This is a genomic window from Flavobacterium sp. GQ95 (genome assembly GCF_059758655.1).
Genome location: NZ_JCAXEB010000002.1, coordinates 51,927 through 73,206, shown reverse-complemented (window position 1 = coordinate 73,206; position 21,280 = coordinate 51,927). Strand labels below are relative to the sequence as shown.

The following is a 21,280-nucleotide window of genomic DNA, read 5'->3' as shown; positions in this document are numbered from 1 at the left end:
CTATTTCTAGTCCGGTTTTTCATTATTGTGAAAGAAGAATTATTTTACTTCTTCGAATTCAACGTCTTCAACATTGTCACCTTGCGATTGCTCTTGTTGTGGAGCTGCTTGTTGACCTTGTTCACCTTGAGCATACATAGCTTCTGTAGCTGTTTTCCAAGCTGCATTGATGTTGTCAAGAGCTGTTTGAATAGCTGGAATGTCTTGAGATTGGTGAGCCATTCTCAATTCAGTTAAAGCGTACTCTACAGCAACTTTGTGGTCGTCAGCTAATTTGCTTCCTAACTCTTTCAATTGACTTTCTGTTTGGAAAATCATACTGTCAGCTTCGTTTAATTTCTCAGCTCTTTCTTTAGCTATTTTGTCAGCATCAGCGTTAGCTTCAGCATCTTTTTTCATTTTTTCGATTTCTTCAGCTGTTAATCCAGAAGAAGCTTCGATACGGATATCGTGAGATTTTCCTGTTCCTTTATCAGTTGCAGAAACTTTGATGATACCATTTGCATCAATATCAAAAGTTACTTCGATTTGAGGAACTCCTCTTGGTGCTGGTGGAATACCATCTAAGTGGAAACGACCGATAGTTTTGTTATCAACCGCCATAGCTCTTTCACCTTGCAATACGTGAATTTCAACAGATGGTTGAGAATCAGCAGCAGTTGAGAAAACTTGTGATTTTTTAGTTGGAATAGTTGTGTTAGACTCGATTAATTTAGTCAATACACCACCCATAGTTTCGATACCTAAAGATAAAGGTGTAACGTCAAGTAACAATACATCTTTTACATCTCCAGATAAAACTCCACCTTGAATAGCAGCTCCAATAGCAACAACCTCATCAGGATTAACTCCTTTAGATGCTTTTTTACCAAAGAATTTTTCAACTTCGTCAGCGATTCTTGGCATACGAGTAGAACCTCCAACAAGGATTACTTCGTCGATATCAGATGTAGATAAACCTGCATCTTTTAATGCTTTAGCAACTGGCTCCATAGAACGTTTAACTAATGAATCAGTTAATTGCTCAAATTTAGCTCTTGATAATTTTTTAACTAAGTGTTTTGGTCCTGAAGCAGTAGCTGTAACGTATGGTAAGTTGATTTCAGTTTCTGAAGAAGAAGACAATTCAATTTTTGCTTTCTCTGCAGCTTCTTTCAAACGTTGCAATGACATTGGATCCAAACGTAAATCAATACCTTCTTCAGCTAAAAATTCATTAGCTAACCAGTCAATAATTTCGTGGTCAAAATCATCTCCACCTAAGTGAGTATCACCGTTTGTAGACAATACTTCAAAAACTCCGTCTCCTAATTCAAGAACAGAGATATCAAATGTACCTCCACCTAAATCGTAAACAGCAATTTTTTGATCAGTTCCTTTTTTATCTAATCCGTAAGCAAGTGCCGCAGCAGTTGGCTCATTAATGATACGCATAACTTTAAGACCAGCAATTTCACCAGCTTCTTTAGTAGCTTGACGTTGTGCATCGTTAAAGTAAGCAGGAACAGTAATAACCGCTTCAGTTACAGTTTGACCTAAATAGTCTTCAGCAGTTTTTTTCATTTTTTGAAGAGTCATTGCTGACAATTCCTGTGCAGTATATAAACGACCATCAATATCCACACGTGGTGTATTGTTGTCACCTTTTACAACTGAATAAGAAACTCTTTTTGCTTCGTTTGTAGTCTCAGCAAAAGTGTGTCCCATAAAACGTTTAATAGAAGCAATCGTTTTTGTAGGATTCGTTACCGCTTGTCTTTTTGCAGGATCACCTACTTTAATTTCTCCACCTTCAACAAAAGCGATGATAGATGGCGTTGTTCTTTTTCCTTCTGCGTTAGGAATAACAACTGCTTCGTTACCTTCCATTACAGAAACACAAGAGTTCGTCGTACCTAAGTCAATTCCGATTATTTTACCCATTTTTTATATATTTAATTTTGATATACATTTTATAACTCAGGTGGCATAAGTCAATCTTTGTGCCAATATAAAAAACCAAAGTAAATTGTCAGTTTTCATGTCGACACATTAAAAATCATCTGACAACATGACATTTTTAAAACCTGACAGGCGTGGCATATCAGTACTTTACGTGTCATTATGAACAGCTATTGTTGTTATTTTAAGGAGCTGTTTCCTGCTATCCGCTCGTATCTTTTATGGCGAACCCCGCCATAAAAGGATACCGCTTCTATCAGGGCTAGGGGTCCCGGTTTCAAAAGAAAATTTATTCCAATTAAAACCAGAATCTTTTTTAATTAAATTAGCTATTCCTAAAATTTACTAAATCTATTTAATGGAAAACTACACCATCATCATTTTTATTCTGACTATTGTCATTGGACTTTCTGCATTTGCTGACAAATCAAAAATCCCCTATCCTATTCTTTTGGTGATTGTTGGCGTTGCAATTGGTTTTATTCCCACAATGGCAGAAATCGAAATCAATCCGGAGATTATATTCCTGATATTTCTTCCTCCTTTATTATATGATGCTTCATTTAATATTTCTCCAAAACATTTCAAAACTAATCTTAGCACGATAAGCACCTTAGCTATACCACTTGTTTTTCTAACGACTTTTTGGATTGCCGTAGTTTCCCATTATATGATTCCGGGTATGACCTGGCCGTTATCCTTTGTACTTGGAGCCATACTTTCTGCAACTGATGCCGTTGCTGCCGTAAACGTAACAAAAGGCCTCGGAATACCCGAAAAAACGATTACAATACTGGAAGGTGAAAGTTTGATAAATGATGCATCGGCATTGGTTGCTTATCGTTTTGCTGTAGCAACTGCAATGGGTTCTGCTTTTATAATCTGGAAAGCAACATTGGAGTTTGTGCTCCTATTAGGCGGTGGATTCCTGGTTGGTTTTATAATGGCTAAAATTCTCGCTTTCATTCTAACTAAAGTTCGTAAAAACATAAATGTTACGGTTAGCTTTATGCTTCTAATGCCTTTTGTTACTTACCTAATTGCAGAACATCTGCATGTTTCCGGGGTAATTGCAGTAGTATGTTTAGGTTTGGCTATATCACGTTTCAGTAAAAAGATCTTTCCTGAAAGTGTGAAAAACAATTCAAAAAACCTTTGGGATGTAATTATTTTTATTCTAAACGGATTAATTTTCATCCTGATCGGACTTAATTTTCGATACATTCTTAAAGATATCGATGACAATATGATTCTGCCTTATATTGGTTATGCAGCCATTATAACTATTGTAGCATTATTGACCAGAATGGTAAGGATCTTTCTTCAGAAAATAAATCTGCAAAAATCTTTTCTAAAGAATGATAAAAAGAAGCGAAAAGTCAGTGAACATGCCCTACTCGATTCTAAAAACAGTTTTATTATTGCATGGTCCGGAATGCGAGGTATTGTTTCTTTGGCTATTGCTTTAGGTTTACCAAAATTACTTCCGGACGGAACACCTCTTCCGCAACGAAATGCGATATTATTTATTTCTGTCGCTGTTGTTCTTTTAACCATTGTAGGGCAAGGACTTTCACTTCCGTGGATTGTCAAAAAATTAAATTTAGAAGCGGAAGAAAAATAATTTTAAAAAAAAATAAAATAATTTGTCCAATTTTAAAAGTTCGATTGTTATTCCATTATAACAACATTTATAAACATTAAATTTAAACAAAATGGAAAATCGAATTAACATTCACGAAAAAGGACAAAACGCATTAAAAACACTTTACCCAATTGGCGGATATCTAAAAAAATCTCCTGTTGAATTAGCTCTTTTGGAATTAGTTTTTTTCAGGGTTTCTCAAATCAATCAATGTGCTTATTGTCTTGATATGCATTACAAAGATGCCCGTGACAAAGGTGAAACAGAACAAAGATTATACGGATTAAGTGCCTGGAGAGAAGCAGGATATTACACCAACCGCGAAAGAGCTGCATTTGCTTGGGCAGAAGCTTTAACAAAATGTGATGTAACAGATTCAGTTTACAACGAAACTGCAAAAGAATTTTCAGAACAGGAATTAATTGATTTAACTTTAGCTATCACAAACATTAATACCTGGAACCGTATTAATCTTGCTTTTCCTAATGAACCAGGAACTTATAAAGTGGGCCAATTTGGTTAATTAAACGTAAAAAGAAACTGATTTATAACATCAAAAAATAACATTATGAACGAATTTGTATTAATATTTCGCAGAGATTTTAGCACTAAAGAAACGCAACCTTCACCACAGGAATTACAAGATTCTCTAAAATTATGGCAGGATTGGCTGGGTGGAATTGCAGCGCAGGACAAACTGGCAAAACCTTTGCAACGCTGGGATGGAGAAGGAAAAATTGTAACTACAAATAAAAGCGTAATCAATGGACCTTATGTCGAAATCAAAGAATCAATTGGTGGATTAATTATGATAAAAGCAGCGAATTATGACGAAGCCGTTGCTATTGCAAATGGATGTCCAATATTAGGTTTAGGCGGCAATGTAGAAATACGTATGGCCGTTACAGCAACATATTAATTTTTTAGTTTTATTTCCTGATTGCACTTTATAAAATTATGGAAGAAAGTCAGCTTTTACCCAATTTATTCAGAACAGAGTATCGAAAAATAGTTTCGGTACTCTGTTATTTGTTTGGAATCGATAATATCGAAATTGCCGAAGATATTACAAGCGATACCTTTCTGGCGGCAACCGAAACTTGGAGCATAAAAGGAATTCCTGAAAACCCAACGGCCTGGCTTTATACAGTAGCTAAAAACAAAACAAAAAATTACCTGAAACGAAATGCCCTTTTCGAACAAAAGCTTTCTGTCGAGATAAAGCACACAGCAAATAAATCAGAAGAAATCGAAATTGATTTATCAAATAAGAACATCAATGATAGTCAATTAGCCATGATATTTACCGTTTGTAAGCCTATAAATTCTGCCGAAGCGCAAATTGCATTGGCACTAAATTTATTGTGCGGATTTGGAATTCAGGAAATATCAGATGCTTTTTTAACCAATAAAGAAGTCATTTACAAAAGAATCAATCGGGCCAAAGAAAAGCTCAAAGAAGCCAATATTAAAATTGAGCAGCCCACAATTTCTGAAATCCATAATCGCTTAGAAACCGTTTTAACAACTTTGTATTTATTATTTTCTGAAGGTTATTATTCGACTTCGCAAAATACCATTCTCCGTAAAGATCTTTGTGCTGAAGCCATGCGATTGACTTTTTTATTAATCGAAAATCCAACAACCAATCTCCCGGCCGCAAACGCCTTACTTTCTTTAATGTGTTTTCATAGCTCAAGATTTGATGCCAGAACAAACGAAAATGGCGAAACAATCTTGTATCAAGACCAGGATGAATCATTGTGGAATCAGGAATTAATCGAAAAAGGCCAATATTATCTCGTTCAGGCTTCAAAAGGAAATGAACTTTCAAAATATCATCTGGAAGCCAGCATCGCCTATTGGCACACGCAGAAAGAAGACACTCCCGAAAAATGGCAAAATATCCTGCAGCTTTATAATCACCTTCTCTTTTTAGAATATTCGCCTATTGCGGCTTTAAACAGAACTTTTGCTTTGGCCAAAACAAATGGCAAACAAGAAGCCATTATTGAAGCCGAAAAACTAAATCTTACTCAAAATCCTTTTTATTATTCGTTATTAGGAAATCTTTATACAGATATTGACAATCAAAAAGCCGTTGAAAATTTTGAAAAGGCACTACAAATCACCAATTCTCCAGCAGATAAGGCAACTATAATTAAAAATATTAGTTTGATTAAAATATAGAATTCTTTTAGTTTTAAAAAAAGCGACTCTTAAAATTAAACTTTGACAAATACACCCTATTTTAGCTTTTTAGATATTTCTAACAAACTCATTACTTTTTTATGGAAAATACTATTGCAGTTTATGGTGCTTACGGACATACCGGGAAATTTATTGTTGTTGCCCTACTCAAACAAGGATATAATCTAATTCTCTCCGGAAGAGATCAGGAAAAATTAATCCTATTGAATAAAGAATATCCCCAGTTTAAAATAAAACCAGCCGATATTAACGATGCAAAGGCATTAGATGAAGCATTTTCAGAAGCAAAAATTATTATAAATTGTGCCGGACCTTATTTGGATACAGCTGAACCAATCATTCAATCTGCATTAAGATTACAGGCTCATTACATTGATTTAAGTGCTGAGCAAAAAGCGGTATTAGATGTTTTTGAACAGTTTTCTGAACAGGCAAAACTGGCCAAAACTTTAATTATACCAGCTGCTGCTTTCTATGGTGGATTAGGTGATTTGTTAAGCTCAGCAATAACTCAGGATTGGAATCAAATTGATGAGATAAATATTTACATCGGTCTGGATTCCTGGCACCCAACAAAAGGAACACGATTAACAGGCGATAGAAATCACTACACAAGATTGACCTTAAAGGACAATCGTTTGCAAGATCTTCAACCTGGTCTTCCTATAAACTGGGATTTTAAAAACCCTATTGGAATTAAAGAAGTTGTGGCATTACCTCTATCTGAAATAATTACCATTTCCCGCCATTTAAATGTTAATACAATCAATACCTATCTAAGCCAAAATTCTTTAGATGATCTTCGAAATAAAGAAACACCTGAACCCAAACCTGTGGACGAAAAAAACAGATCTTCTCAAAATTTTTGTATAGAAATTGTAGCGACCAAAAACAATAAAAAAAGAACAATAATAGCTCAGGGACAGGATATCTATGCTGTTACCGCTCCTTTGGTTGTAGAAACTGTTAATCGAATCGTATCAGGCAAAGCAAAAAAAATGGGAGTGACTACGATAGGAGAAGTATTTGATGCAGTTGACTTTTTACAGTCTTTAAATGAAGATGATATAATAATTTCAACAGTCCAGGAGGCTGAATTAAGTTAATATTTCAACCAATTATTCCTTTTATAATAAACCGTTAGGGTTTTATTTGTAATTTCGATTTCCGAAAAAGTGGGTTGTTTTACTAAGTTTATTTTATCAATAACAACCTTTAATAATATTAAAAATACAATACAAAAATGGCTTCATTTATTAAAGAAATTTCCTTTCGCTGGTCAGATCTTGACCCTAATTTTCATGTTCGTCATAGTGCTTATTACGATTTTGGTGCACAACACCGTATCGAAATCCTGGAAGAACTGGGTTTAACTTTAAGAGTTATGCAAACACAAGGTTTTGGACCGGTTTTATTTAGAGAAGAATGCGTTTTTAGAAAAGAATTAAAACTTTCAGACAAGATATTTATTCACACCAAAACATCCAAAATGAAAGCCGATGCTTCTCGTTGGTCGATCATTCACGAATTCAGAAGAGAAGATGATACGCTTTGTGCTGTCATTACGGTTGATGGCGCCTGGATGGATACTAAACTTCGTAAACTAGCTTCTCCAACTCCTGAAATTGCGATCGAGGCTTTGAGTATTTTCCCGAAAAGTGATGACTTTGTCGGACTTTAAAATTAACTCAATTTTTTAATTATAAAACCAAAAGCAGCTAAGTATTTAGCTGCTTTGTTTTTTTACATTAATTGAAATAATTATTCTGCTACAATCTTAAAGTTGCTGTTTAAATTTTCTCCGGACACATTTAAAATATAAATTCCCGATATATTTTTATTTGCAACGTTTAATGCAAAAATTCCATTCCCATTAGAAATAACTTTTTCTTTAAGAATAATTTTTCCGGTTATATCTACCAAAGTCGCTGTTACATCAGATACATTATAATTCGGAATCTGGATAAAAATTTGATCTTTTACAGGATTTGGATATATAATAGTAGTACTTTTATTTTGGCTGAATTTATCCGTACTCAAAAACTCCTGCGTAAATAAGGCAGTAACTTCAGTAGTATTTAATGGGTAATTAAAGATCTGAAGTTCATCAAACTGTCCCTTATAAGCTGCAGGTGCCGTACCGGAAGACAATTCAATTTCTCCAATATTTCCAATTATTAAATCACTTGTTTCGGCGATACCTGTAACAGCAGTCTCATCAAGCTCTGCTGAAAAGACACCATTTGTATATATCCTCATTTTATGAGCGATTACATCTCTCATAATAACAACATTTACCCATTCTCCTGTAAAATATTTGGCCGCCGCGGTAGTTACTTCTTTTTTAGTGATATCATCATCTATGGCAAAACGCAAAAGACCACCTTTAATCTCTATGTTATATCTTTTACCAGTTGCACCTGTTGTCGTATTTTTTGTAAACGAGCCTTTACATAAAACATAAATACTCGTCGAAGAAGAAGTTGGCAATGATTCAGGTGCTGCTTTCATCCAAAATGAAACAGTAAAGGAACTTCTGTCAAATAATAAGTGGTCCTGATTTGGAATACTAACCATCGGCTTATTATTTGATGACGTTGAAAAATCTATTGCTTTGTTTGCCTTTCCGGAAACCCTTACGGTGGCATTATCAAAAGCCGGATCTAATACTCCATAATTTGCATAACTTGTTAAATCAGTAATTTGCTCTCCGGCTAGAGGAGCTTCTTTAAATGGCCAATGACCTACAAGAGCCGGTGTCAATGCTCTGAAACTCCATACATCGCCCATTGATGTTCCTTTATCATTTACAGCATCAATTCGCCAATAATAATTTATAGCAGGACTTAAACCAGTAAGCTGATAAGATGGATTTGCTGAGTAAGCAACATCTCCTAATTTGGCTAAGTTTGAAGAAGATGTACCAAAATATACAGCATAAGTTACCGTATTTGAACTCCCACTCCATTTTAAAGTTAAGTTACCACTTGTTAGTTCTGCATTATTAAATCCTGAAGCCGGAACCGGGCTACTTGCTTTAGTTGGTGGCAACGGAATAGGTGGCGTAGTTATCGTTGCCGTTTCATATACCGAAGACTCTGTACTATTTATTGCTTTAATACGATAATAGTAAAGTGTGTTTGGAAGTAAACCTGTATCATTATAGCTTGTAGTATTCGCTGCCTGCGTACTAATTACTGTAAAATCTGTACCATTTGCAGAACGTTCTATTATATAGTTGTTTTCATTTGTTGCGCTATCAATCCAGTTAATTGTCAACGAACTAGATGGTGGAGTCTCTATTGAAGCCACATTAGTGAAATTTATATTTGATGGTGGAATAATAAAATTTGGCGGGGTTACATTTGTCAATCCATTAATATATACTTCAATGTTTAGATATGGTGCATGCGATGTACTAACTGTTAAGGCATCAGCACTATTTTTATTTAAGCCATTGGCATCTTCCCAGTTATCTGGCATACCATCATTATCTGTATCTAATGGAGCTGGCGCACCGTAAACATGTCCTGCACCTCCGTTTATAAAACCAAACTGTGTCGTTAAATCCGTTTGAACATACACATATGCAGCTGTTGTTCCTTTAGACATCAAATCTGAAATCATTAAGTTATCTACCTGATCTCGTCTTGGGTAAGAAGCTCCAACACCGGAAACTATTTTATCATAGGCGGTCTGAGCCGTTAAAGTTGGCGTTTTCATTGGATAATCATACGGAGTTGACAGAATCGTTGCTGCATCTCCGGTAGGATATCCTGTTAAATCAGCGGGAACTAAAATACCATTTAATACGCCATCTTTATTATTGTCAAAATAATTGCCTGCGCCATATAAAGAAAAATTATCATTTCCTCTGTTAAAAGGTGTCGTAACTGAAGTGCTTGTGTTTGGGCCGCCTATAAAGTAATTATTGATAATATTTACATCAGAACTTCCTGCAGAATCTCCACCCATAATATAAGCATCTCCTGATTCTGTATGTCCATAAGTATTGCCGTAATTCCCCCAATTATAAACAACATTGTTTACAAACTCATTAATGCCTTTTATTTTATTATTACGCGTTTTATTGCAGATGTATAAATTTCCAATTAAACTGATCTTACCACCCGAAGGCTGAATTAACCCACCCGCGGAATGATTATGGCGATGCAGCCCCTGACCGATAATAGAATTCTGAATCGTTATATTATCGGGACTTATTCCTTTACTATCCCAGTTAATGGAAAAAACTTCATCTGTACCCCAGGTAAAGGTCATGTGGTCAAAAATCATATTAGCTCCATTGGCAAGTCCGGATGCGTCCTGATTTTGGGCTGTGCCTCCATAACGAATACGCAGATATCTCGCTATAGTATTATTGGCTCCTGTAAATGTTACTCTTGGTCCAAGAAATACGATTCCTTCTCCAGTTGCAGTTTGTCCGGCAATAGTGGTATTACTTGCTACAACGACCTGAGAAAGTAAATTAACAATACCTCCCACTCGAAATATCACAAATCTTCCTTCCTGACTAACGGCATCACGAAATGAACCAGGACCATTATCATTTAAATTGGTCACTAAATAAATTTGGGGATTTGCAGCACCTCTTGCGCCTGTAGTATATCGCCCAAAACCGGTTGCTTCCGGAAATGCTAATGTTTGTGCATTTAAATTACCAAGATGGGCAAATAAGCCACAAATCATAAAAATTTTAAACACATGGTTAAATGTCAAAGTACTTTTTTTCATAATAAACGAGGTTAGATTGGTTATTACCAATTTACCTATAAGAAAAAGAGCTACTATCCTGTCCTATCCTGCATTTACACTTCTAATTATCAATACATTAAATATTTCGAAATAAAAGAGATGTGTTTGTCGCATTGGAAAAAATAAAAACACAAAATCAATTATTTTCTTACATTTCCTTTAACAAATAAGATGAAAAAAAATTACGGCAAACATAGTATCATACAATTATGAATGAATAATCTTTTATAATATTAAAAGGGGAATTGATAACTTTGCTTCTCTGTAGTTCCAAACTCATTTTGTTATAAATTATCAAATCCAAAAAATAGTGTTAACTGTTTTTGAATTTTTTTCTCAAAATAAAAACTTATGATCGATTACTTAAAAGATTTTAGAATCCTTATTTTCATCGCTATTATTGCTATTACTACAATTATTTTAGGAGCTGTAACAGATAAACTACTTCGGTATCTTTTATACCGAAAACAAAGCAATAAAGATTATGATGCAACCGGATTCAAGTTTTTAAAACATCTCATCATAACTATAATTTACCTTTTAGGATTTGCCTTTGCTTTAATACAAATTCCGGAATTTAAAATCATTGGTCATTCCGTTTTAGCCGGAGCCGGTATGATTTCTTTGGTTGCCGGTTTGGCTTCTCAGCAAGCTTTAAGTAACATCGTAAGCGGTATTTTTTTAGTGATTTTTAAACCTTTTCGCATCAATGATAAAATCACCATCAATAATTTTGTCGGCACTGTAGAAGATATCAATTTACGACAAGTCGTTTTGAAAGATGCAGAAAACAACCGAATCATTATTCCGAATGCGGTCATCAGCAATCAAATTATTGTCAACACAAATATGCATGATACGAAATCGTGTAAAATCATAGAAATTGGAATTGGTTATGATTCTGATGTCGAAAAAGCACTAGAAATCATGAAAGAAGAAATTGCCAAACATCCTCTCTTCATTGATACCCGAACGGCAGAAAACAAAAAACAAAAAGCACCTTTGGTTGTGGCACGTGTTGTGGCATTGGCAGATTCAAGCGTAACATTAAAAGCCTGGGCCTGGGCAAAAAACTCTACCGACGGTTTTGTAATGTACTGTGATTTGCTGCAAAGCATTAAAAAGTGTTTTGATGAAGCGAATATTGATATTCCTTATCCTCAAAGGGTTGTTACACTGAAAAAAGATAAAACAAATACTGAAGAATCCTCAAAGTAGTTAAAAGAAAAAAATCCGCGACAATCCGTTTCTCTCAGTTAAATCCGTGGGCTGATACATTACTGAAACTTCAATCCGAAATTCACTTTATCAAAAGTTGTACTGCAGGAAATTGCAAATCGGCCCAAATTAACGGTTCCAAAAATCCCTCCTACTCCATGTCCGGAATAAAATCCGCCAGCTGAAAAACGACGAACCTGATATTTTAAAGCAATATCATTTACTCTGCTGCTTAATTGTCCGAAAACAATAACATTGGGAATAATTTCATAGCTTCCAAAAACCTTAGGAACCAATTTTTTATAGTAGTCAAAACTTTCATCGGTTTCATAATCAACACTTGTCGAATGCAGGTTTTCAAGATTTCCCCCAATATAAGTGTTTTCTGAAAAATGCCAGGAAATACTAAAACCAGTAAAGGTTCCGTCATAACCACTTCGAGATTCGAGATAACCAATGCCAATCGTAGCTCTAAACTTACCGCAAATTTTCCCGATATAACTAATATAAGTTCGGTCAATTTCCGATTTATCAATTCCGGCACCAAAAATAATATCGTCATCACACATATTGAGAGCATACTGAAAATAAGCCGAATATTGATTTTCATTGGCTGCAACAACGCTCCGCCCTTTATCCAGGTCAATATTTGCAGATATTAATGTAGAGTTTATAACGGCGAAATCAAATGTGTTGATTTCCTGGGCAAATGTGGGGACTGTGAGCAAGAGTAATAGTATTGTTTTTTTCATAATACCAAATTTAGCTGACAACATTCTTACTCTAATTTACGGATATTTTTCTTGTTAATAAAAGAAGTTCCACAAATTACCACATTACTCGATTAAGTGTAATATTTTAGCAATCAACTTCTTACATTCAATTTAAATTCCAAATAAATATTCAAACTATAGAATCATTTTTCATTTTAATTTTCTGATAACTTTAAGACTTTAATTTTTGCATTTCAAAATGGTTAACGGTAATTTTATAGTTCTTAATCCTAAATCTGTCTGGAAAATGAAAATTATAAAACTGCTTTTACTGCTTTTGCCATTTTTTTGCTTTTCACAAGAAGGAAATATTAAACCTTTAGATATTAACTTAACGAATTACGAATATCCCTTTCCTGTAAAATTTATAGAGCTAAGCAATCAACGCCAATCTTTAAAAATGGCTTATATGGATATAATTCCTGAAAAATATAATAAGAAAAACATTGTACTCCTTCATGGTAAAAACTTCAACGGAGCTTATTGGGAATCAACTATTAAAGCCTTAACTAAAGAAGGTTTCCGTGTCATTGTTCCGGATCAGATTGGTTTCGGGAAATCAACCAAACCAGATAATTTTCAGTATACTTTTCAGCAACTGGCTGAAAATACCAAAAAATTATTGGATCATTTAGGAGTTGAAAAAACAACTATTCTTGGACATTCGATGGGCGGAATGCTCGCGACAAGATTTGCTTTGATGTATCCTGAAGCTACCGAAAAATTAGTTTTGGAAAACCCGATTGGTTTAGAAGACTGGAAATTGGTTGTTCCTTACAAACCTGTCGATTGGTGGTACGAATCAGAATTAAAACAAAATTATCAGGCTATTAAAAAATATCAAATGGAAAATTATTATGATGGAAAATGGAATGCCGATTTCCAAAAGTGGGCCGAGCTTAGCGCCGGCTGGACTTCAGCTCCGGATTATAATCGTGTTGCCTGGAATTCGGCACTTTTATATGATATGATTTTTACACAGCCGGTTGTATACGAATTTAAAAACATCAAAAGTCCTACCCTTTTAATTATCGGAACAAGAGACAAAACCGCTTTAGGCAAAAACCTGGTTTCTGAAGAAGTCAAAAAAACAATGGGAAACTATGCCGAATTGGGTAAAAAAACACAAAAAGCGATTCCGAATTCAAAATTAGTCGAAGTACCAAACACAGGACATTTACCTCATATTGAATCTTTCGATCAATTTATAAAACCATTAATTGTATTTTTGAAACAATAATCTTTTTCGCCACAAACTTTTTTTTGCCACGAATTACACGAATTTACACGAATTAATTCTAGGCATCAAAATAAAAAATTAGTGTAAATTCGTGTAATTCGTGGCAACCTTTTTAAATAACCTTAAAACTCAAAATATATGTTTACAATAGAACAAATCAAAGAAGCACATGCTAAAGTAAAAAGCGGAGCAGATTTCCCAAATTATATACAAGACTTAATCATTTTAGGTGTAAAAGGCTATGATACATTTGTAAATGACGGACATACTGAATATTATGGTGTAAACAATTATACTGTCGCTTCTGATGAAAAATATAATTTAATACCAATTTCAGCAACCGTAAATAAAGAACGTTTTATCGAATTTTTAGTGGCCCATCAGGACGGACAGAGTGATTATATGACTTTTTGTAATCATTGTGGGCAATGCGGAATAGCAAAATGGAGAGTTGATATTATCGAAATGACTTGTACTTATTTTGACTTGGCAGGAAATGAAATATTAATCGAAAAAATTCCTGGGTAATCCAAATAAAAAATATGTCTAAAAAATATATCCTGATTGTTCTTCTTTCGATTTGCTTTTTAGGGTTTTCGCAGCCTAAAAAAACAAATGCAAAATTTAATGTCATTGCTTTTTATACCGGTAAAAATGATCAGGCACATATCAGCTTTGTTCACGAAGCGAATAAGTGGTTTCCAAAAATCGCTGAAGAGAATCATTTTGAATACGATTCAACCAGTAATTGGGACAATCTGAATGCTAAGTTTTTGGCGCAATATAAAGTCGTTTTATTTTTAGACACAAGACCAGAAACACCAAGTCAAAGAGAAGCTTTCCAGAAATATATGGAAAACGGCGGCGCTTTCATCGGCTTTCATTTTTCGGCCTTTGCCTTAAACGATTCTTCCTATCCTCAAAACTGGGATTGGTATCATAATACTTTTCTCGGTTCAGGCGAATACGGAAGCAATACCTGGCGACCAACATCGGCTGTTTTAAGAGTTGAAAATCAAGATCCGATAACAAAAGGAATTCCTAAAACTTTTTCATCACAGCCCAATGAATGGTACCGATGGAGCAATGATTTGACAAAAAATCCAGATATCAAAATTCTATTAGCAATTGATGAAAGCAGTTTTCCCTTAGGAACCGGACCAAAAGCGCATGAAATTTGGCATAATGGTTATTATCCAGTCGTTTGGACGAATAAAAAGTACAAAATGCTTTATGTAAACATGGGACATAATGATATTGATTACGAACACGGAACAAATAAAACGCTTTCAAATACTTTTGAAAATGAGAATCAAAATAAATTAATTCTGAATGCTTTACAATTATTCGGAAATTCAAAAAAATAAATTATTCCAAAATGTCACACAAACTTTCTCCTATTATAAATCCTGAAGATTTATTGCAATTAAAGGTTGCATCAGAATTTGTTTTAATTGATGCCAGAGCCGGAATCAATGCTGAAGAAAACTATAAAAACGAACATTTAAAAGGTGCGCATTATGTTGATTTGAATAAGGATTTGGCAACTGTCGATAATCCTGCAAATGGCGGAAGACATCCTTTGCCTTCTTTGGAAAAATTTTCTCAAGTACTTTCCAAACTCGGAATCTCTCCAATAAGTCACGTCATTATTTACGATGACAAAAATGGATCAAATGCTGCAGCAAGATTTTGGTGGATGCTGAAAGCAATCGGACATGAAAAAGTTCAGGTTTTAAATGGCGGTTTGCAGGAAGCTATAAAAACTGGTTTTCCAACAAGTTCAGCAATAGAAGATTTCGTCCCAACTGATTATAAAATTTCAAATTGGAAATTGGCTGTAGCCGATATTGAAGAAGTCGAAAAAGCCCGAAAAAATAGCGAAAACATAGTAATCGATGTTAGAGACAAGAATCGTTTTGATGGCCTCACAGAACCGCTGGATTTGATCGCAGGACATATTCCGGGTGCAATCAATGTTCCGTTTAGCGAAAATTTAAATGAAAACGGATTTTATAAATCAGCCGAAGATTTAAATAAAAAATATATAACCCTTTTAGGCGATACAAAACCGGAGAATGTAATTGTACATTGTGGTTCGGGTGTTACAGCCTGTCATACTTTATTAGCAATGGATTATGCCGGAATTGAAATTCCGAAACTTTATGTGGGATCATGGAGCGAGTGGTCTAGAAATGATCGCGAAATGTTTACAAAAGAAACAGAATAATTATTTTAAAATACAGAAATGCAACATTGGGATATCCTTTTATCAAACTTAGTAAATAAAAAAGCCTTTATAGATCTATTGCTTTCCGGCAGCGCCAAAGGAGAATTAGCCGTTTTTAACAATCAAAAAGGAATTCTGTTTTCAGACATTGCTATTGAGAAATTTATCGAAAAGGAATATCAATATGATTCGGTAGAAGCTTCTCCTGAATCACACAGACAACTTCGAACTTTTTCATCAGGTGAGCGCAAAAAAGAATTCTTAAAATACTGCATCAATCAAAAACCGGATTTTATCATTTTTGATAATCCTTTTGATCATCTAGATCAGGCTTCACGAGTAATCTTAGCAGAATCTTTAAAGGATTTAGCTAATATAATTGCTATTATTCAAATCGTAAATCGTGTTGTTGATATTCTTCCTTTTGTTCCAAACAAAGCGCAGATCAAAGACAACTCTTTTGAGTTACATCCTATTTCAAAAACAGAAAATCATTTTAAAACATTAAATACAGCTGCAATTCCAAAAGCGATTGAACCATATACTTTCCACGAAAGTGTATTAATTAAAATGGAAAATGTTTCAGTTAGCTATGATGACAGAAAAATTATAGACAACATTTCGTGGACGATAAAGCAAGGTGAATTCTGGCAATTAATAGGCCCGAATGGTTCTGGAAAAAGCACGATTTTATCATTGATTACAGGCGATAACCCAAAAGGATTTGGTCAGGATTTATATTTATTCGGAAGAAAAAAAGGAACTGGAGAGAGTGTTTGGGACATTAAAAAACAAATCGGAATCTTCACAACATCAATGACCGATTTATTTCAGAAAGGTCACACTTTAGAAGAAATGATTCTTTCAGGATTCTTTGACTCCATCGGACTTTATATCGAGCCAACGACACATCAAAAACAAATCGTTTCGCAATGGATTGAAGTAATCGAAATGACACATTTAAGAAAAAAACGATTCATAGATCTTTCCATAGGTCAACAAAGAGTTGGATTGATTGTTCGTGCCGTTTTAAAACACCCACCATTATTAATTTTAGACGAACCTGTTGAAGGATTAGACGATGAAAATGTAGATATGGTTATTCAGCTTATCAACACCATAAAACAGGAAACGAATGTCAGTATATTATACGTTTCGCACCGCATAGAATCCGGCCTCGCTCCTACTTCTGTTTTTGAATTATTGCCAGCAGCTACGGGATCAATTGGAAAAATAAAATACCATTCGGAGTTAAATTAAAAATATAGAAACTAAAGAACTAGAGAACATTATTAGTACGTGCAATAAAGCCACAAGATCACCTTGGAATTCATTCATAGAGGGAAGAAATCATGAAAGCGGATCAAGTTTTATTATGACAGGAGAAGAAAATGACAGAGATTACGATATAGAATTTTTTAATATCCGAAAAGATGATCAAGATTTTATTGCGATGTCAAGAAATCAGGTACCTAAATTAGTAAACGAAATTATACGTCTACAAAAACTCCTAAAAGATAATTCTATTTCATTTTAATGAATGTTTTGAGAGTGAGTATTCAATTTTCTTAGAATAATAGAGTTTGGATTTAAGTTAAAATATAAAAATGAAAATCAAATTAATAGCGCTACTAGCAATTGCACAAATAGCAATTTCGTGTTCTACAACAATATCAACAGCAAATAAAGAATATAAAATCACCAAAGTTTCTAAGCTCACATCAGATTGGGATTTTACTCCAAAAGAATGGTTGTTGCAGAAAGATACCGTAATCGGAACTGGAGGACCAATGCATTGGGGAGTTATAGAATCTAAAAAACAACTTCCTGAAAATTATGAAATCGATTTTAAAGTTAACATGACCAAAGAATCCTTGTTTGAGGTTATGTTAAATATCGACAAAGAGAAATACATCAGAACCTATCTGTATCAAATCGATCAAAATATCGTGATTGGTCAAGGAGTTTACAATAAAAACAGCGACGAATACGGTAAACGCGGCGGTCCAACTCTATTCAAAAAACCAATGAAGTTAGAAAATAACAAATGGTATTCGGTTAAAATTAGAGTTGCTAATAATCAACTTTACTTTTCAGTCAATAACGAAACTTTCCTGGAATGTTCCATCGAGAAAAGCAATTTAAGCCAACAAGGAAAATTAGGTTTCCTAACCAACGGTGAAGCCAAAATAATAGACTTAACAATTAAAAGTATCCAATAAAAAAAGCTCCTGTTGGAGCTTTTTTTTATCACTATTAAGAAATTATCTAATTTTCTAATTGACAAATTATCTAATTAATTTTCCTCTTCTTCAATACTATGCGTCTTTCCATAGTTACGCCATTTCTCAATACAATCCTGAAAATCCTGAGGCAGTTCTGTATCAAAACGCATCATTTCTCCTGTATTTGGATGCACAAAACCAAGTGTTTTCGCATGCAATGCCTGACGTGGCAATGCTTTAAAACAATTCTCTATAAACTGTTTGTATTTCGTAAACGTTGTTCCTTTCAAAATCAAATGACCTCCGTAACGTTCGTCATTAAACAACGGATGCCCGATATGTTTCATATGCGCACGAATCTGGTGCGTCCTTCCGGTTTCTAATCTGCAAGAAATCAAAGTCACATAACCAAAACGTTCCAAAACTTTATAATGTGTAATCGCTGGTTTTCCTATTTCAGGATCAGCAAAAACAGCCATTTGCATGCGGTCTTTTAAATGTCTGGCAAGGTTTCCTTCAATCGTTCCTTCTTCTTCGGCAACATTTCCCCACACAAGTGCAATATACTCACGTTCAGATGTTTTAGCTTCAAATTGTTTAGCCAAATGCGTCATGGCAGCTTCCGTTTTGGCAACAACCAAAAGTCCGGACGTGTCTTTGTCAATTCTATGAACCAAACCTGGACGCTCACTGCTATTCATTGGCAAATTATCAAAATGATGTGCCAAAGCATTTACCAAAGTTCCGGTATAATTTCCGTGACCCGGATGTACCACCATTCCCGGCTCTTTGTTAATCAATAACAAAGCATCATCTTCATAAACAATATTCAACGGAAGATCTTCCGGTAGAATATGGTTTTCAAAGGGCGGATGCGATAACATAACCGTTACAACATCAAACGGTTTTACTTTATAATTTGATTTTACCGGAATATCATTTACAAAAATGTTTCCTTCAGTAGCGGCATTCTGAATCTTATTTCGTGTCGCATTCTGAATCAAATTCATTAAATATTTGTCAATACGCAAAAATGCCTGACCTTTAGGGACTTCAAATCTGAAATGTTCGAATAATTCGTCTTCCAGATCTAAATTTTCAATATTATTATTCATCTTTTGGGGTTTCTGTCTCCGGCACTGCTAAACTATCTGTTGCCTGACTATCATCTACATACGTTGCTTTTCCGTCCCCTAAAACCAAGTCGATTTTAGAAGCCTTCAGCACACGGTCTCCTACTTTTAAATTTCTTCCTTTGTAACGCATCTCCAAAACCATATCTTTTCCAAGATTCGGAATATAAGTAATCGTTCCCGCTTCAAGACCTAAAGCCTTCAAAGTCGGAACCGCTTCACGATACGTTTTCTCAATTAAGTCAGGGATTTTAACTGATGAAAATCCTGAAGAATTAATTTTAATATATATTTTTCTTCCCACTTTTACTTTCGTTCCCGGCAACGGATCTTGCTCAACAACACTGTATTTTGGGAATTGACTTCTATAATCAACACTATCCAAAAGCACGTAATCTAAGTCTAATTCGTCCAATTTCTCTTCGACTTGTTCTTCAGTTAATTTTGCTAAATTCGGTACCTCAATTTCATGTCCGTGATCGGTCGTAAAAGTCAACCAATGCATAAACAAATAACCTAAAACAGCAATAATAGCAAACGCTATTAAAATTTGCACGAAAAAAACCCGGCTTGTTAAATACTGACGTAAACTCATAAATTTATTTTTATTAGTCGCAAAGATAAAGCTATTTCGTTTCAAAAAAAATGATAATTTTGTTTTAAGGAAGAAAGTCGCATGATTGTCATCCTGAGCGTCCCGAACATTCGGGAGAAGGATAATTTTTAGGAGCTGTTTCCTGCTGTCCGCTGTATCTTTTGCGTCCGCCGCGGCGGACACAAAAGGATGCCGCTCCCATCAGGGCTAGGAGACTCAGTTTCAAAAGAACATCTCGATTAAACGATTTAACAAATCAACAATAAACAATAAAACAACAGTTCGATTAAACAAATAAACAGTAAAACATGAAAAATATTGCCATTATCATGGGCGGGTATTCAAGCGAATATAAAATTTCTCTAATCTCAGGAAACGTCGTTCATCAATATCTTGACAAAACAAAATACAACGGATTCCGCATTCATATTTTTAAAGAAAAATGGGTTTATGTAGATGAAAACAACGCCGAATATGCTATTGATAAAAATGATTTTTCTGTTACTGTAAACGATCAAAAAATCACTTTTGACTGTGTTTTTAACGCCATTCACGGAACTCCGGGAGAAGACGGATTAATGCAGGCTTATTTTGAATTATTGGGAATTCCGCAATCGTCATGCGATTATTATCAGTCGGCACTGACTTTCAATAAACGTGATTTATTATCAGTTTTAAAGCCATACGGAATCAAAACAGCTATTTCATATTATCTAAACAAAGGTGACGCAATCAATACGGCAGAAATCGTTAAAAAAGTTGGTTTGCCATGTTTCGTAAAACCAAATAAAGCGGGTTCAAGTTTCGGAATTTCAAAAGTAAAATCAGAAGCCGAATTACCGATTGCGATTGAAGTAGCCTATAAAGAAGACAACGAAATCATCATCGAAAGCTTCCTTGACGGAACTGAAGTTTCTGTCGGTGTAATCAATTACAAAGGAGAAATTAAAGTGTTGCCAATCACAGAAATTGTTTCTGACAATGATTTCTTCGATTACGAAGCAAAATACGAAGGAAAATCACAGGAAATTACACCAGCAAGAATTTCAGATGAACTAACACAAAAAGTTGGCGAAACTGCAAAACGTGCTTACGAAGTCTTAAAAATGAAAGGTTTCTCAAGAAGCGAATTCATCATCGTAGACAACGAGCCCTACATGCTTGAAATGAATACAATCCCAGGTTTAACAACTGAAAGTTTAATTCCGCAACAAGCAAAAGCAGCCGGAATTTCTCTTGAAGATTTATTCACAAATGCGATTGAGTTAGCACTCTTATAAGTTGCTAAGATAC

21 protein-coding genes are annotated in these 21,280 nt (G+C 34.6%); 15 read left to right on the top strand and 6 right to left on the bottom strand.

From position 1 onward, the window contains the following. Window positions 1-39: 39 nt before the first annotated feature. Window positions 40-1,923 carry a molecular chaperone DnaK gene (dnaK, locus tag AC6CH4_RS05000; protein WP_171570502.1) on the bottom strand — a complete coding sequence of 628 codons (1,884 nt, stop codon included), beginning with the start codon at window positions 1,921-1,923 and terminating at the stop codon, window positions 40-42. Window positions 1,924-2,299: 376 nt separating this feature from the next. On the opposite strand from dnaK, the gene AC6CH4_RS04995 reads away from it, so the two are divergent. From AC6CH4_RS04995 to AC6CH4_RS04970, 6 genes are all read left to right on the top strand, one after another. Continuing rightward, a complete protein-coding gene (locus tag AC6CH4_RS04995; RefSeq protein WP_498100723.1) occupies window positions 2,300-3,565 on the top strand; it encodes a Na+/H+ antiporter in 1,266 nt (421 codons plus the stop codon). A gap of 91 nt (window positions 3,566-3,656) precedes the next feature. Continuing rightward, a complete protein-coding gene (locus AC6CH4_RS04990; RefSeq protein WP_498100721.1) occupies window positions 3,657-4,109 on the top strand; it encodes a carboxymuconolactone decarboxylase family protein in 453 nt (150 codons plus the stop codon). Window positions 4,110-4,154: 45 nt separating this feature from the next. Continuing rightward, window positions 4,155-4,505, top strand: a complete 351-nt coding sequence (locus tag AC6CH4_RS04985) for a YciI family protein (RefSeq protein ID WP_498100719.1) — start codon at window positions 4,155-4,157, stop codon at window positions 4,503-4,505. Window positions 4,506-4,543: 38 nt separating this feature from the next. After that, window positions 4,544-5,776 carry an RNA polymerase sigma factor gene (locus AC6CH4_RS04980; protein WP_498100717.1) on the top strand — a complete coding sequence of 411 codons (1,233 nt, stop codon included), beginning with the start codon at window positions 4,544-4,546 and terminating at the stop codon, window positions 5,774-5,776. A gap of 101 nt (window positions 5,777-5,877) precedes the next feature. Beyond that, window positions 5,878-6,903 carry a saccharopine dehydrogenase NADP-binding domain-containing protein gene (locus AC6CH4_RS04975; RefSeq protein WP_498100715.1) on the top strand — a complete coding sequence of 342 codons (1,026 nt, stop codon included), beginning with the start codon at window positions 5,878-5,880 and terminating at the stop codon, window positions 6,901-6,903. A gap of 137 nt (window positions 6,904-7,040) precedes the next feature. Continuing rightward, the gene (locus AC6CH4_RS04970; RefSeq protein WP_133507135.1) at window positions 7,041-7,478 is read left to right on the top strand and encodes an acyl-CoA thioesterase; all 438 of its coding nucleotides are present in this window, start codon (window positions 7,041-7,043) and stop codon (window positions 7,476-7,478) included. Between the two features lie 80 nt (window positions 7,479-7,558). Here the strand turns inward: AC6CH4_RS04970 and AC6CH4_RS04965 are convergent, their stop codons facing one another. After that, a complete protein-coding gene (locus tag AC6CH4_RS04965) occupies window positions 7,559-10,552 on the bottom strand; it encodes a LamG-like jellyroll fold domain-containing protein (protein ID WP_498100713.1) in 2,994 nt (997 codons plus the stop codon). Between the two features lie 372 nt (window positions 10,553-10,924). Here AC6CH4_RS04965 and AC6CH4_RS04960 point away from each other — a divergent pair, with 372 nt between their 5' ends. Further along, on the top strand, window positions 10,925-11,791 hold the full coding sequence (locus tag AC6CH4_RS04960) for a mechanosensitive ion channel family protein (protein WP_498100711.1): 867 nt from the start codon (window positions 10,925-10,927) through the stop codon (window positions 11,789-11,791). Between the two features lie 59 nt (window positions 11,792-11,850). Here AC6CH4_RS04960 and AC6CH4_RS04955 read toward each other — a convergent pair whose 3' ends face one another. Next, entirely contained in the window at window positions 11,851-12,543 is a 693-nt protein-coding gene (locus AC6CH4_RS04955) for a hypothetical protein (protein WP_498100709.1), read from the bottom strand. 268 nt (window positions 12,544-12,811) lie between these two features. Here AC6CH4_RS04955 and AC6CH4_RS04950 point away from each other — a divergent pair, with 268 nt between their 5' ends. From AC6CH4_RS04950 to AC6CH4_RS04920, 7 genes are all read left to right on the top strand, one after another. After that, entirely contained in the window at window positions 12,812-13,804 is a 993-nt protein-coding gene (locus AC6CH4_RS04950; RefSeq protein ID WP_498100707.1) for an alpha/beta fold hydrolase, read from the top strand. A 138-nt stretch (window positions 13,805-13,942) separates the two neighbouring features. Next, entirely contained in the window at window positions 13,943-14,332 is a 390-nt protein-coding gene (locus AC6CH4_RS04945) for a DUF1398 domain-containing protein (protein ID WP_498100705.1), read from the top strand. A gap of 14 nt (window positions 14,333-14,346) precedes the next feature. After that, window positions 14,347-15,171 carry a ThuA domain-containing protein gene (locus AC6CH4_RS04940; protein ID WP_498100703.1) on the top strand — a complete coding sequence of 275 codons (825 nt, stop codon included), beginning with the start codon at window positions 14,347-14,349 and terminating at the stop codon, window positions 15,169-15,171. Between the two features lie 11 nt (window positions 15,172-15,182). Next, on the top strand, window positions 15,183-16,034 hold the full coding sequence (locus tag AC6CH4_RS04935; RefSeq protein WP_498100701.1) for a sulfurtransferase: 852 nt from the start codon (window positions 15,183-15,185) through the stop codon (window positions 16,032-16,034). Window positions 16,035-16,052: 18 nt separating this feature from the next. Continuing rightward, on the top strand, window positions 16,053-17,294 hold the full coding sequence (locus tag AC6CH4_RS04930) for an ABC transporter ATP-binding protein (protein ID WP_498100699.1): 1,242 nt from the start codon (window positions 16,053-16,055) through the stop codon (window positions 17,292-17,294). Window positions 17,295-17,409: 115 nt separating this feature from the next. Beyond that, complete coding sequence (locus AC6CH4_RS04925) at window positions 17,410-17,571, top strand: hypothetical protein (RefSeq protein WP_498100697.1); 162 nt, start codon at window positions 17,410-17,412, stop codon at window positions 17,569-17,571. Window positions 17,572-17,641: 70 nt separating this feature from the next. Then, the gene (locus tag AC6CH4_RS04920; RefSeq protein ID WP_498100695.1) at window positions 17,642-18,256 is read left to right on the top strand and encodes a hypothetical protein; all 615 of its coding nucleotides are present in this window, start codon (window positions 17,642-17,644) and stop codon (window positions 18,254-18,256) included. A 74-nt stretch (window positions 18,257-18,330) separates the two neighbouring features. On the opposite strand, the gene AC6CH4_RS04915 is transcribed toward AC6CH4_RS04920, so the two are convergent. From AC6CH4_RS04915 to AC6CH4_RS04905, 3 genes are all read right to left on the bottom strand, one after another. Then, entirely contained in the window at window positions 18,331-19,374 is a 1,044-nt protein-coding gene (locus tag AC6CH4_RS04915) for an RluA family pseudouridine synthase (protein ID WP_498100693.1), read from the bottom strand. Continuing rightward, complete coding sequence (locus AC6CH4_RS04910; protein ID WP_498100691.1) at window positions 19,367-19,987, bottom strand: PASTA domain-containing protein; 621 nt, start codon at window positions 19,985-19,987, stop codon at window positions 19,367-19,369. The genes AC6CH4_RS04915 and AC6CH4_RS04910 overlap by 8 nt, the downstream gene beginning before the upstream one ends. Before the next feature lie 88 nt (window positions 19,988-20,075). Further along, window positions 20,076-20,213: a hypothetical protein gene (locus tag AC6CH4_RS04905; RefSeq protein WP_498100689.1), complete on the bottom strand. Its 138-nt coding sequence runs from the start codon at window positions 20,211-20,213 to the stop codon at window positions 20,076-20,078. 82 nt (window positions 20,214-20,295) lie between these two features. Here AC6CH4_RS04905 and AC6CH4_RS04900 point away from each other — a divergent pair, with 82 nt between their 5' ends. Further along, entirely contained in the window at window positions 20,296-21,267 is a 972-nt protein-coding gene (locus tag AC6CH4_RS04900) for a D-alanine--D-alanine ligase (RefSeq protein ID WP_498100687.1), read from the top strand. Window positions 21,268-21,280 lie beyond the last annotated feature (13 nt).

What these genes read in the sequence shown, in the direction of transcription:
- dnaK (WP_171570502.1), bottom strand. Translation starts at nt 1,923, where the DNA reads ATGGGTAAAATAATCGGAATTGACTTAGGTACGACGAACTCTTGTGTT.
- AC6CH4_RS04995 (WP_498100723.1), top strand. Translation starts at nt 2,300, where the DNA reads ATGGAAAACTACACCATCATCATTTTTATTCTGACTATTGTCATTGGA.
- AC6CH4_RS04990 (WP_498100721.1), top strand. Translation starts at nt 3,657, where the DNA reads ATGGAAAATCGAATTAACATTCACGAAAAAGGACAAAACGCATTAAAA.
- AC6CH4_RS04985 (WP_498100719.1), top strand. Translation starts at nt 4,155, where the DNA reads ATGAACGAATTTGTATTAATATTTCGCAGAGATTTTAGCACTAAAGAA.
- AC6CH4_RS04980 (WP_498100717.1), top strand. Translation starts at nt 4,544, where the DNA reads ATGGAAGAAAGTCAGCTTTTACCCAATTTATTCAGAACAGAGTATCGA.
- AC6CH4_RS04975 (WP_498100715.1), top strand. Translation starts at nt 5,878, where the DNA reads ATGGAAAATACTATTGCAGTTTATGGTGCTTACGGACATACCGGGAAA.
- AC6CH4_RS04970 (WP_133507135.1), top strand. Translation starts at nt 7,041, where the DNA reads ATGGCTTCATTTATTAAAGAAATTTCCTTTCGCTGGTCAGATCTTGAC.
- AC6CH4_RS04965 (WP_498100713.1), bottom strand. Translation starts at nt 10,552, where the DNA reads ATGAAAAAAAGTACTTTGACATTTAACCATGTGTTTAAAATTTTTATG.
- AC6CH4_RS04960 (WP_498100711.1), top strand. Translation starts at nt 10,925, where the DNA reads ATGATCGATTACTTAAAAGATTTTAGAATCCTTATTTTCATCGCTATT.
- AC6CH4_RS04955 (WP_498100709.1), bottom strand. Translation starts at nt 12,543, where the DNA reads ATGAAAAAAACAATACTATTACTCTTGCTCACAGTCCCCACATTTGCC.
- AC6CH4_RS04950 (WP_498100707.1), top strand. Translation starts at nt 12,812, where the DNA reads ATGAAAATTATAAAACTGCTTTTACTGCTTTTGCCATTTTTTTGCTTT.
- AC6CH4_RS04945 (WP_498100705.1), top strand. Translation starts at nt 13,943, where the DNA reads ATGTTTACAATAGAACAAATCAAAGAAGCACATGCTAAAGTAAAAAGC.
- AC6CH4_RS04940 (WP_498100703.1), top strand. Translation starts at nt 14,347, where the DNA reads ATGTCTAAAAAATATATCCTGATTGTTCTTCTTTCGATTTGCTTTTTA.
- AC6CH4_RS04935 (WP_498100701.1), top strand. Translation starts at nt 15,183, where the DNA reads ATGTCACACAAACTTTCTCCTATTATAAATCCTGAAGATTTATTGCAA.
- AC6CH4_RS04930 (WP_498100699.1), top strand. Translation starts at nt 16,053, where the DNA reads ATGCAACATTGGGATATCCTTTTATCAAACTTAGTAAATAAAAAAGCC.
- AC6CH4_RS04925 (WP_498100697.1), top strand. Translation starts at nt 17,410, where the DNA reads ATGACAGGAGAAGAAAATGACAGAGATTACGATATAGAATTTTTTAAT.
- AC6CH4_RS04920 (WP_498100695.1), top strand. Translation starts at nt 17,642, where the DNA reads ATGAAAATCAAATTAATAGCGCTACTAGCAATTGCACAAATAGCAATT.
- AC6CH4_RS04915 (WP_498100693.1), bottom strand. Translation starts at nt 19,374, where the DNA reads ATGAATAATAATATTGAAAATTTAGATCTGGAAGACGAATTATTCGAA.
- AC6CH4_RS04910 (WP_498100691.1), bottom strand. Translation starts at nt 19,987, where the DNA reads ATGAGTTTACGTCAGTATTTAACAAGCCGGGTTTTTTTCGTGCAAATT.
- AC6CH4_RS04900 (WP_498100687.1), top strand. Translation starts at nt 20,296, where the DNA reads ATGAAAAATATTGCCATTATCATGGGCGGGTATTCAAGCGAATATAAA.